Consider the following 11,965-nt stretch of genomic DNA (forward strand, 5'->3'; position numbering starts at 1 on the left):
ATTTCCTAATCTTGTATCTTGCGTCTAGCGTCTTTTATCTTTTTTACCTGAAATCTTCCACCTTCATGCCTTTTCTGAATGTTCCAAAGCCAAACATGGATGGTTCATACCTGCCTACAATGGAAACATTCATATCATTTGTGATTTTTTCCGGCATATCCAAGGCCCAAAAAGCAGCATTGACTATTAGCCTTCTTAAGTCATCGCTTATCAGGTCTATGGAGGCGCCCATGGTGGTGGTAAATACCTTCCCTTGCTTCCCGCCCTCAATCTGATAATTTTTTGTCCAGGCCATGGGCATGATGGATTTTTTCCAGTTGATGGGTGAATCAGGGCTCATGCCGGAAGTGGCTGCACCGTAGACCAGCACCTCAGCTTCCTGAGGAAGGTTTTTTACTGTGTAGACGTCTGAGGCAACCCAAATATCTTTAACTCCTCTGAGAATGGGATGGTCCTCTTGTTGGGCGAGTGTCCTTCCCTGAAATAGGTTGACCGTTTTTAACCGAGAAAAAAGATGTTAAAAACAGGAAAAAGGATTAATTCTCAGCGTAGATTTTCAGAGGAATTTAAACGTAAGTTGGTTGATGATTTTGAGAAAGGAATCATGACAGTTCAGCAAATGGAGCGACATTATGGAATTGTGAACTCAGTTATTTATCATTGGATTTATAAGTATTCGACCTATAATGAAAAAAATATCAGGATAATTGAGATGAAAGACAGTCAAACCAATAGGCTCAAAGAACTCGAAGAAAAGGTCAAAGATCTCGAGCGTACCGTTGGCCAAAAACAGATCATGATTGATTATTTGGAAAAAATGATTGATTTGGCCAAAGAAACTTACTCAATCGATATTAAAAAAAACTCCAAAACCCCACACTCTGGTGGTTCCAATCCAACAAAAGTATGATAAACCATTCGCTCAATGAACTTTATCGGACTGTTGGAGTAACCAAGCAGGCCGTTCAACAAGCCAAAAAAAGGCAGCAAGCATTCGATCTTGAAATTGCCCAACTGGTAATCCTGGCCGATGAGCTCAGGGAAGACCATCCAGGATGTGGGGTCGAAAAAATGTATTATACATTGAAACCCGAATTCATGGGAAGGGATCAATTCTGTGAAATTTTCATGGAAATGGGATATGGTATCAAAAAAATAAAAAACTACCAGAAAACCACTTACGCAGGCCTTTATTCTTATCCAAACCTTATCGAAGGTATGGCCATAAACAGACCTTTTCAGGTCATCCAAACCGATATCACTTACTTTTACCTCAATGGTGAATTCTATTATTTGGTCTTCATTATTGATGTTTATACCAGGATCATCGTGGGATATTCGGTCAACGACAACTTGCGCACAGAAGGTAATATCAAAGCTATGAAAATGGCCCTCAGTACTTTGAGATACCAGCCTTGGGGCCTGATCCACCACTCAGATAAAGGTTCCCAGTACAGTAGTAAAGAATACACCTCCTTGCTCAACAAAAACAATATCCATATCAGTATGGGAAATATCGCATGGGAAAACCCCTACGCAGAACGAATCAATGGAATCATAAAAAATGAATACCTCAAAAGGTGGATAATCAAAGATTTCAGCGACCTGAAAAGAAAAGTGGCGAAAGCTGTAGCCAACTACAACAGCATAAGACTACACAGGGGATTTAAAATGAAATACACCCCCATGGGATTTTATAAAAATATACTAAATTTAAAAGCCCAAGAAAGACCGACGGTGATTGTTTATACCGAAGGAAGAAAAAACTTCTTAGGGGCATCGAGCCCCTTCGAAGTTTGCCCAAGAGAAGAACCTCTGGCTCATGATTGCCCGATGGAAATATTTAATGAATGTTGAACCAAACGGTCAACGCTATTCAGGGAAGAACAGAGACCATCTATCAGTCCTCTTGCTCCTTCTTTTCCATGGTCTCCATGATGGGCAACCCAAGTTTCTCCGAGAATTTGTTGACCAAATCCCCCTTCCCAGCCTTTTTCTGTATTTCTCCAGTGGTATTTCGCAAAAGGACTGTTTTTGTTTTTTTCATAATGGAAAGCATGAGTAGCGGTCCTCATCCCTATGATGGGCTTCCCTGTCAGAAGGTAATTATGGAAATGTTGGGTCTGTTCATCAGGCAATTCCCTGAATCTGGTCAATAAGATCATCAGATCCGCAGTTTCCAAATGTTCAAGGCCGGGAATGTTGTTTTGATAAGAGGGGACGATATGACCTGTTTCAGGCTCGATGGGAAAAAGAACCGTGCAGGTAAATCCATAATGTTGAGCCAATAACCTGCCCAACATGGGCATGGCTTCTTCTGATCGGTATTCATCGTCACCGCTGATAAGAACAATATGCTTGCCTTTTCCAGGACCTTCTTTTCCTTCGAATCGGAGCCATGTTTTTCCTTCTTGAGCTTTGCATGCATTTCCAACAATGATAAATAAAGTCAATAAAAGCATCAATTTGCCCTGAATGGAGCGCATGTTTTTCAAGTCATTCATACTTCAATTTTTTATACGCTTTTAAATTATTTTTAAAAGCCTGATAAAAAAAGTTTTGCCACATTATTTTCTTGAAAACTTGCCAAAACCATTATATTGCTAAGCCTCTACCAAATTAATGAGTATTTTAAACCTATTTTGCAGCTTATAACTTCTGATTCGTGGTCACCGAAATTCATTACAATCAAAGATACATTTGGTTAATCAGTCTAACAGCCGCATTAGGCGGATTTCTTTTTGGCTATGATTGGGTGGTTATTGGAGGAGCAAAACCCTTTTATGAGCCCTATTTCAATATCACCTTGCCCGGCCAACAAGGTTGGGGGACCAGTTCAGCCTTGGTGGGCTGTATGATAGGTGCTGCCTTGTGCATTTGGTTGAGTGATAAGTTTGGTAGAAAGAAACTTTTGATATTTGCCGGTTTGCTGTTTTCCGTCTCTGCACTTGGTACTGCTTTGGCAAATAGTTTTTGGTGGTTTAATTTTTACAGGATCATGGGTGGCGTGGCGATGGGAATTGCGCTGAATCTTTCTCCCCTGTATATCGCTGAAATTGCTCCTCCACAAAAGCGGGGAATGCTGGTCACCTTTAACCAGTTGCTGGTCATGATTGGGGTCTTGTTGGCACAGTTGATCAATTGGCAGATTTCTCTACTGGATAATGAATTACCGGATTCAGCAACATTCGAACAGATTGCTGCCAGTTGGGCGGGTAATTATGCTTGGAGATGGATGTTTGCGGCAGAATTTGTCCCGGCTTTTCTCTTTTTTGTGTTGATGTTCTTTGTTCCGGAAAGTGCCCGATGGTTGGTCAAGAATAAAGAGGTTCAGAAAGCCAAAGAAGTCCTGACCAAGATAGGCGGGGAGTTTTATGCAGATCTATCAATAGCGGAAATAAATACCACCCTTTCAAAGGAAAATTTAGCCAAGGTAAACCTCAAAGAGCTGTTTCAAAAAAATATCCTGAAATTTATTGGCATTGGTGTCTTCCTTTCTTTTCTACAGCAGTGGAGCGGAGTGAATGTGATCATTTACTATGCGGCTGACATCTTTCAGGCAGCAGGGTATACCCTAAAGCAGATGATGCTGAACATTGTAGTAATCGGATCGGTCATGGTGCTATCGGTATTCATTACCATTTTCACAGTGGATAAATTTGGAAGGAAGAAATTATTGCTGATAGGTACTTCCACCATGGCAGTTCTATACCTGCTCATAGGATTGACTTTTTATCAGGATGTAGGAGGGGTATTGGTTGTATTTCTGGTTTTGGCCAATGTGATGTTTTATTCTTTTACTCTTGCACCTTTGCTATGGGTCGTGCTGTCTGAAATTTTCCCGACCAAGGTCAGGGGTGCAGCCATGTCCATTGCGGCCTTGGCACATTGGGTAGGGAATTTTACGCTGACATTCAGTTTCCCCACTATCAAGGAAAATCTAGGTTGGGCCAACAATTTTTGGTTGTATGGTTTGATTTGCCTGTTTGGATTTTTCGTTTTGAAAATGGTTTTACCGGAAACTAAAGGGAAAACGCTGGAAGAAATAGAAAAGGAATTGATAAATAAATGACAGGATATTACAGGATACCAATGCACGAAGATTTTTTGTATTTTCCAATCCAAACCCAAATCAACCTATGGAAAACATTCCTGGCCTGCAAGTAGAAAAAACTGTGGGAGAATTTGAACGGCAAGCTGTCCCTGCTTCTCATTTTAAAGATTGGAGAAAATTTTTGGGCATGTATGCAGGTGAACATGCAGCTGGAACCGAGTTTGTCATTGGACCACTTTTCCTAACAGCGGGGGTATCTGCATTTGATCTCATTATGGGTTTGTTGTTGGGGAATTTTTTGGCAGTCCTGACCTGGAGGTACGTTACCACTCCAATTGCTACGGCGGAAAGATTGACACTTTATTACAAATTGGAAAAAATTGCTGGGAGAAAGTTGGTTACGGGATATAATTTGGCCAATGGACTCTTGTTCTGTTTTTTGGCAGGGGCAATGATCACCGTTTCAGCCACAGCTGTAGGTATCCCTTTCAATATGCCCATGCCTGCGTTGACGGATACCACGCCAAACAGCCTTTCCTGGGTACTGGTCGTGTTGGCTGTTGGGGCAGTGATTTCCATTGTGGCAGCTAAAGGTTATGATGCGGTCTCCAAGTTCTCAAATATCTCTGCGCCCTGGATGGTGATGATTTTTTTGATTGCGGGAATTGTGGCAGCCAAGCGATTGGGAGTAGAGAGTTTATCTGATTTATGGGCAGTTTGGGGTAACGGATCTGATCCATTTCCCGGACAGATTAAGTTCACCTTTTGGCATGTTTTGTTCTTCGCCTGGTTTTGTAATGCCGCCATGCACTTGGGGATGTCAGACTTATCCGTTTTGCGTTATGCCGATAAGAATTCAGTGGGATGGATGACAGCTGCAGGAATGTATGTGGGGCACTTTATGGCCTGGATTTCTGCCTGTTTGATGTTTGCCCTTTATCTGAAGAGTCCTGAAGCTGCGGCCATCTTTGACAGTGGAGGTGTACCCCCGGTGGCTCCGGGGCCTTTGGCTTATGAGGCAGTTGGCATAGCAGGTCTTATTTGTGTACTGGTGGCAGGCTGGACAACGGCCAATCCTACGATCTACAGGGCTGGTCTTGCCTTTCAGGCGATTTTTCCAAAGAGTTCTACAGTGAAAGTGACTTTGGTGACGGGCGGTATTGCTACTATAGCAGGGTTGTTTCCTGCCTTTGCCATGAAGTTATTGGATTTTGTAGCGGTATATGGATTTATCTTGGCGCCGATAGGAGCAGTGATCTTCTTTGAGCATTATTGGGCAGAGAAATTTGGCTTGACAAAAAACTATGCCGAATCCAAAAAAATCAGCTTCAATGCCGCGGTATTGCTCGCTTGGCTGATCAGTATGGCTGTTTTTTATAGCCTATCCCTTTATAATGAGGTGTTCCTTTCTTTCTTTACCTTACCGGCATGGATTGCCTGCGGGGTTTTGTATTTAGTATTAAGCAAAATCTTCCAGAAATCATGAAAAAGATGCTCTTCCCTATTTTGGTTTTAGTGGCGCTGTTCGGCATTTCGTTGATGTATTATCAGAATTTGCTGAATGATATCCAACTCAAATCCGGTTTGATGATTTGTACAGTGATTTGGTTTGTAGGATTATTTTTGAAGGAAAAGCTTATCAAAAAGAATGATGCTGATTAAGTTCTCCTTAAGGGCGAAATATCTATCATCCAAACTTTTTATCTCTACTCCAGGTCTAATTTTCTAATGATCAATTTAGGGGCAGGAGGCAAACCGGTGGCTTTTAGGATTTCTTCTTCATTTAGGTTTTCTTTTTCCAATAAGGCTTGTGCCAGGGCATCCAATGCTTTCCGGTGTTCTTTCAGCAGTTTTTTAGCCTCTTCGTGACATTCTTGAATGATCCTGACCACCTCGGCATCGATTCTTTTGGCAGTATCTTCGCTGTAAGGCTGCTGACCATAATTGACGCCAAGGTATTCATTTCTTGGCCCTGACAATTGGATGAGGCCTAACTCTTTGCTCATTCCCCAGCGGGTGACCATGTTTTTGGCGATTTCAGTAGCCTGCTGTATGTCATTTTCTGCCCCGGTAGTTTTTGTTCCAAATACTATCTCCTCGGCAGATCTTCCGCCCAGGATACCAATGATTCTGGCCCGTAGGTATTCTTCTTCATAATTGTATTTATCCTTATCCGGACGCTGGTAAGTTACTCCCAAAGCCTGCCCGCGGGGAACGATCGATACCCTGTTTACAGGATCTGCCCCTGGTACCAAAAGTCCAAGAATGGCATGCCCACTTTCATGATAGGGGATTCTTTCTTTGTCTTCTTGGGTAAGCAAGATGGGTCTTTCTGGTCCAAGTACAATTTTTTCCAAAGCAGCCATAAAATGCTTTGGAGTGACTTTGGAAGCATTTTCTTTGGCAGCCTGCAAAGCAGCTTCATTGACCAGGTTTTTGAGATCTGCTCCGGTAAATCCCGGGGTTGCAGCAGCGATTTCCTCATAGCTGAAATCCTCTGAGAGGGGCACTTTACGGGTATGAACCTTAAGAATGGCCATCCTTCCGGTCTTATCGGGTGGGTTTACCACCACCCTCCGGTCAAATCTTCCTGCACGCAATAAAGCCTTATCCAAAATGTCAGGTTGGTTAGTAGCTGCTAAGACTATGATTCCTTCTTTGCTGGAAAACCCATCCATTTCGGTGAGGATCTGATTAAGGGTCTGTTCCTGTTCGCTGGCTCCGCCCATCACATATTGCCCCCTCGATCTTCCGATGGAATCCAGTTCATCGATGAAAATGATGGCTGGCGCATTTTCTCTTGCAACTCTAAAGAGGTCTCTTACCCTTGCTGCTCCCACCCCTACGATCATCTCTACAAATTCAGACCCGCTCATAGAAAAGAAAGGCACTCCTGATTCGCCAGCTACAGCCTTTGCCAAAAGGGTTTTTCCTGTACCCGGAGGACCCACTAAAAGAACGCCTTTGGGTGCGGTACCTCCCAGTTTGGTATATTTTTCAGGATTTTTCAAAAAATCTACAATTTCTACCAGTTCATTTTCTGCTTCATCTATACCGGCCACATCATCAAAATTGACCTTTTGATCGGTATCCTGATCAAATCGCTTGGCCTTGCTCTGACCCATGCCCATCATACCGCCTATGCCACCCTGGCCCTGTGCCTTTCTAAATAGCCAAATGTAGAACAGAATAATTAAGAGGGCCGGGCCAAAATAACCTAACATGGACCAAATTGACAGACCATCCTCAACAATGGGATCAGCCACAATTTCTACCCCATTTTCTTCTAAAAGCATTTCCAGTCCCTGATCAGCAAAGGATGGAATCGTGGTGGTGAATAAGTTTACTTCTTCGCTTTTGGGCTTAGCCTCTTTTTTGATGGGGTTCTGATGGGTATAGGTAATCTCATTTTCGAATTTTCCCGAAATGAGCTCTCCTTTTGTATAGATGGCTTTGACATTTCCTAAGGCTACCTGTTCTTTGAACAGGCTATAAGGGATTTTTACCGCGGATTCTTTTTCTGGGAAAAAGTAATTGGCAACCAGGTAGTTCAATAAAATGATTCCCAAAAAAATAAGCAAAATCTTACCCGAGGGCAGCTTTGTTTTGTCCATGTTGGAAGGCTCCTTTTTCTCGGATTGCTTGATTTGAGAAGGGGGGACATTGGGCTGTTTTTTTTTCATAAATCAACTTGCATTACAGCGGGTTATTGAAATTGAATTGAGCAGTAGGCATTGTTTTTCTGTAATACTTGGTAATTTAATCATTTATCAATAAGCGGGCTTCATCAAGAAGCCCAAAATTACGTCAATAATTGATTGTGTTTTTGGATGGTTTGATTGCTTTTTTTTTGCATTAACCTGAACTTCGGGGAAATTGGCAGAATCCATCGCAGGAGCTATCCTTGGAGGCTTTATCAGATCTATGGTTTTGGGTTACATTTAGACTTTAATTTTTCATGCAGGTATATTGATAGCGATTCCCTAACTTTGTAGGAGAAATATCGTTTAACAATTCAAAGTTTAAATTAGATGAAAAAGATTCTAATAATTCTGATTGCACAATTTTTTGTGTTTAATGTACAGGCCCAAATGGAAAAAGGGAGATTCCTGATCGGTGCCGGCACTAATTTTGGAGTATCCGATAACTCCGGAATGATGAATCTTTCCTTTTCCACGACAAGATCAGAATTTGAAGATGGTTCTTCATCCGGAGAAGGGAAGGATAATGCTATTTTTATTGGGCCGAAGGCAGGGTATTTTCTAATGGAGAATTTAGCAGTTGGATTGGATTTGGCCCTTGGGTGGGGATGGAGTTACATGCTAACATCTGATTTTGATTTAAAAACCAGAAATTCACTTTTTGGACTTGGTCCTTTTGTAAGGTATTATTTTCCTACAGGAAAAATTTTACCTTTTGCAGAGATTAATTCAATTTTTGGGAGCCAAAATTTGAAGAGTGAAATAGAAGGAGGTCTTGGTCCTGGTCTTAGTGTAGAAAACAATATTAGCTTCACTCATCTTGGAGCAGGTTTGGGGCTTGCCTTACTATTGGGAGAGCAAAGTAGCCTTGATTTGGTTTTAAATTACAACTCCAGCAGACGTCATGATGAAACTTTGGGTGTTAAGACTTGGCAAAACACCCTTGGGATTAAAGTAGGTTTTACCATTTTTCTAAGTAAAAAGTAAGGGGATGTTAAAATACCCCCTGATCTACATCTTTCACAAATCGTATCAAGCCATCAAAAAACACCTTTTGATCATCATATTGACTCAAATGGCTGCCATCCGGGCAGAAAAGGTAACGGCCCTTTTGAACCTCCGAAGCCATCCATTCCATATGGGCAGGATCCATGGTATCATGCCCGGCTCCGACAACCAGGGTTGGAACTTTAACCCAGATTGCAGCTTTTAGGGGTTAAAAAAGAAAATTTCGGGAAATTTTCTTTTTTTTAGCTCCGATTATCCGTACCCCCCTACGTGATTTTTTTTCTACGGGCTGTATAAGGCCATTTTTCGGTTTGTAGTACACAAGGGGTATTGCATCTTGGGGTTCAATACCAGTACTTTACACCATGTATTTCAAGTTCTCTTTACGTAAACATCCCGATACGGGAATACTCAGCGGATACTACCGGCTGGTGGAAAGTTACCGTAATGCGGACAACAGGGTGTGTCATCGCACTATCCTGAATATAGGTTTCATGGAGGATGCTGCACCCGAGCAGCTCAACAAAATACAGAAACACCTTACCGAGAAGTATGAGCAGAAGGCTTCTCTTTTTGACCTGGAGGAAGATCCAATCGTCAGACGCTATGTTGAAGACTTCTGGAATCGGATCGTATCTTCCAAGAAGCTGGATATCAAGTCGGAACAGCAGCTGTCACGGATGGTGGATATGGATACCATCCAGCACAGTAATGCCAGGGAAATAGGAGCTGAGAATATTGCTTTCCGGACATGGGAGAAGCTACAGCTTACACCTTTATTACTTTCGGCGGGATTCAGCGCCGAAGATGCCAGTCTTGCAGCCACACAGGTTGTATCCCGTGCGGTATACCCCGCTTCCGAACTCAAAACTGTCCGTTGGATAAAGGAAAACTCGGCAGTCTGTGAGCTTACGGGCTATGATATGGATAAAATAACCAAGGACAAGCTGTACAAAAGTGCGCTTGAGCTGTACAAAGTCAAAGATTCACTCGAAAAGCACCTTTCCAAACGTACCAATGAACTCTTTGATCTGCAGGATAAGATCATCCTTTATGACCTGACCAACACCTACTTTGAGGGAGAAAAGCCGAACAGTAAGCTGGCACAATACGGAAGGAGCAAGGAAAAAAGAAAAGATGCGAAACTTGTTGTGCTGGCACTGGTAGTGAATGTGGAAGGGTTTATCAAGTACTCCTCAATCCTGGAAGGAAACATAGCAGACTGCAACACACTTGCCGCAATGATTGAAAAGCTTTCCGTCCACACCTGTACAGGACCTGCGGTAGTGGTACTCGATGCGGGCATAGCCACCGAAGAAAACCTGCATCTTATCCGGAACAAAGGATACAGCTACCTCTGTGTAAGCAGGACAAAACTCAAGGATTATAGCTATGTGCCCGACAGGCTTACAACTCTGCTGGAAACAAAATCAAAGCAGAACATCAGACTCAGAGCCGTGTCCACAGAAAAAAACACAGACTATTATTTAGAAGTCAAAAGCCCTTCCAAAGAGAAGAAAGAGGAAGGTATGAAGCTACAGTTCGAAGAAAGGTTTGAACAGGAGCTGCAAAAAATACACCATGCCCTCAACAGCAAGGGAGGAGTCAAAAAAACCGATAAAGTCCACCAGCGCATCGGGAGGGCCAAAGAAAAGTATCCATCAGTCCAGTATTATTATGAGATCACTGTTGAAAGTGACCCTAAAACAGAACAGGCAACAGCAATGTCATGGAAGAAAAACCCGGAACGGGAGCAGGCAAAAACCGATAATCTGGGCGTCTATTTTTTACGGACAAACCTGAACGTGCAGGAGGAGTACATCATCTGGAATATCTATAACACTATCAGGGAAATAGAAAATGCCTTCCGTACCCTCAAAACCGACCTGGACCTCAGACCGATTTACCATAAAAATGATGATGCCGCCATGGCACATCTACATCTGGGAATCCTTGCATATTGGATAGTCAATACAGTAAGGTACCAGCTCAAACAGAATGGAATAAAAAGCTGCTGGCGTGAAATAGTAAGAGTAGGCAACACACAAAAGGTCATCACTACTTCAGGGAAAAACACCTATGACAAAATCATTACCACACGCAAGTGTACAGTTCCAAACAAAAACCTAAAAGAAATCTACGACATCCTTAAGGCCAAATATCAACCGTTTAAAAAAAGAAAATCCGTAGTACACAAACTTGAACTCAAAAAAACAGAAATACCCAAATTACAGCTACTTACAGGCGGATAGCTGCAATCTGGGTTAATGTTTTTGAGATCAGCCCTTCTGTCCCAGCCCTTTAAAGTCGCCCCTGCTGTGATGCCAAATTCAGAGTGTCCCTGCATGTACACATAGACGTTTGGATTGACATGCTTCAGGGAGCGCATGACAGCTTCAGGCCATTTTTCCAAAGGCATCCTCAAGACATGGTACTGGTAGTGGTGTTCGAGCAGAAGCTCTTCATACCTGGGATTATCAAAGTCTTCATTTTCTTCGATTTCCATGATTTCTGCAAAAACTTCTGAGGGCATTTGTGGTCCCAATACTTCTTTGGCGTACTTTTCATATTCATCCAAGCTGGACATCATATTGGAAATGATCAGGCCTTTCAGGTTATTCTGATGCTTGAAGGCATATTCCATGGCCAGCATACCGCCCCAGGATTGCCCAAAAAGGTAAAAATTATCTTTGTTGAGCCCCAAGGCTTTCCTTACCTGCTCCACTTCGTCTACAAAGCGGTCAATGGTCCAAAGAGACTGATCTTCCGGCTGGTCAGAATAATAAGAGCCTAACTGGTCATAGTAAATGTATTCGATGCCTTCTGATGGGAAATAGCCATCAAAGCAGGAATACAGTTCATGGGTCATCCCCGGTCCTCCGTGAAGCAGTAATACCTTCATGCTTGGATTATTGCCTACCCTTTTGGTCCAAACCCTGAATTCTCCTTTTGGAGTTTGGATAGGGATCATGCGGATTCCACCTTCAAATTGGTCGTCCCTGTTAGAAAAGTCCAGATAGGAAGCTGTCACTTGGCAGTCTTCACGCTCTTTTTGGCCTTGTTGAGAACAGGACTGGGCAAAGAAAGCCATGAGGGAAAGAATGATGAGGTATTTTTTCATAGAAGAAAGGGGCTAAATGATACTGACAAAAGCTGTTGAATATAAGCAAAGGGCTGATTTTAAACAAATCGAATCTGCTGC

At 42.5% G+C, this 11,965-nt stretch carries 11 protein-coding genes and 1 pseudogene; 8 read left to right on the top strand and 4 right to left on the bottom strand.

Going from position 1 to position 11,965, the window contains the following annotated elements:
• Positions 1-43: 43 nt before the first annotated feature.
• Positions 44-454: pseudogene (locus BC751_RS10035) on the bottom strand (ThuA domain-containing protein); the annotation flags it as partial.
• Positions 455-514: 60 nt separating this feature from the next.
• On the opposite strand from BC751_RS10035, the gene BC751_RS10040 reads away from it, so the two are divergent.
• Together BC751_RS10040 and BC751_RS10045 are read left to right on the top strand one after the other, a co-directional pair.
• The gene (locus tag BC751_RS10040; RefSeq protein ID WP_130273830.1) at positions 515-910 is read left to right on the top strand and encodes a transposase; all 396 of its coding nucleotides are present in this window, start codon (positions 515-517) and stop codon (positions 908-910) included.
• Positions 907-1,857, top strand: a complete 951-nt coding sequence (locus tag BC751_RS10045) for an IS3 family transposase (RefSeq protein WP_242617320.1) — start codon at positions 907-909, stop codon at positions 1,855-1,857. Before BC751_RS10040 ends, BC751_RS10045 begins: the two co-directional genes overlap by 4 nt.
• Here the strand turns inward: BC751_RS10045 and BC751_RS10050 are convergent.
• The gene (locus tag BC751_RS10050; RefSeq protein ID WP_242617429.1) at positions 1,821-2,504 is read right to left on the bottom strand and encodes a hypothetical protein; all 684 of its coding nucleotides are present in this window, start codon (positions 2,502-2,504) and stop codon (positions 1,821-1,823) included. The two genes, BC751_RS10045 and BC751_RS10050, sit on opposite strands and share 37 nt — an antisense overlap.
• Positions 2,505-2,665: 161 nt before the next feature.
• Between BC751_RS10050 and BC751_RS10055 the strand changes: the two genes are divergently transcribed.
• From BC751_RS10055 to BC751_RS10065, 3 genes are all read left to right on the top strand, one after another.
• Positions 2,666-4,072 (top strand): sugar porter family MFS transporter, encoded by a 1,407-nt coding sequence (locus BC751_RS10055; RefSeq protein ID WP_130275415.1) that lies wholly within the window; start codon positions 2,666-2,668, stop codon positions 4,070-4,072.
• A gap of 67 nt (positions 4,073-4,139) precedes the next feature.
• A complete protein-coding gene (locus tag BC751_RS10060; protein ID WP_130275416.1) occupies positions 4,140-5,540 on the top strand; it encodes a purine-cytosine permease family protein in 1,401 nt (466 codons plus the stop codon).
• Positions 5,537-5,716: a hypothetical protein gene (locus BC751_RS10065; protein WP_130275417.1), complete on the top strand. Its 180-nt coding sequence runs from the start codon at positions 5,537-5,539 to the stop codon at positions 5,714-5,716. Before BC751_RS10060 ends, BC751_RS10065 begins: the two co-directional genes overlap by 4 nt.
• Before the next feature lie 44 nt (positions 5,717-5,760).
• Here BC751_RS10065 and ftsH read toward each other — a convergent pair whose 3' ends face one another.
• Positions 5,761-7,737, bottom strand: a complete 1,977-nt coding sequence (gene ftsH / locus BC751_RS10070; RefSeq protein ID WP_130275418.1) for an ATP-dependent zinc metalloprotease FtsH — start codon at positions 7,735-7,737, stop codon at positions 5,761-5,763.
• Positions 7,738-8,085: 348 nt separating this feature from the next.
• Here ftsH and BC751_RS10075 point away from each other — a divergent pair, with 348 nt between their 5' ends.
• The 3 genes from BC751_RS10075 (at position 8,086) to BC751_RS10085 (ending at position 11,015) form a co-directional block, all read left to right on the top strand.
• The gene (locus BC751_RS10075) at positions 8,086-8,742 is read left to right on the top strand and encodes an outer membrane beta-barrel protein (RefSeq protein ID WP_242617430.1); all 657 of its coding nucleotides are present in this window, start codon (positions 8,086-8,088) and stop codon (positions 8,740-8,742) included.
• 4 nt (positions 8,743-8,746) lie between these two features.
• Positions 8,747-8,968: a hypothetical protein gene (locus BC751_RS22060; protein WP_207226866.1), complete on the top strand. Its 222-nt coding sequence runs from the start codon at positions 8,747-8,749 to the stop codon at positions 8,966-8,968.
• A gap of 160 nt (positions 8,969-9,128) precedes the next feature.
• Positions 9,129-11,015 carry an IS1634 family transposase gene (locus BC751_RS10085; protein WP_242617319.1) on the top strand — a complete coding sequence of 629 codons (1,887 nt, stop codon included), beginning with the start codon at positions 9,129-9,131 and terminating at the stop codon, positions 11,013-11,015.
• Here BC751_RS10085 and BC751_RS10090 read toward each other — a convergent pair.
• A complete protein-coding gene (locus BC751_RS10090; RefSeq protein WP_130275419.1) occupies positions 10,925-11,884 on the bottom strand; it encodes a proline iminopeptidase-family hydrolase in 960 nt (319 codons plus the stop codon). The genes BC751_RS10085 and BC751_RS10090 overlap by 91 nt on opposite strands.
• Positions 11,885-11,965: the final 81 nt, after the last annotated feature.

The organism is Cecembia calidifontis, from assembly GCF_004216715.1.
Lineage (GTDB): Bacteria > Bacteroidota > Bacteroidia > Cytophagales > Cyclobacteriaceae > Cecembia_A > Cecembia_A calidifontis.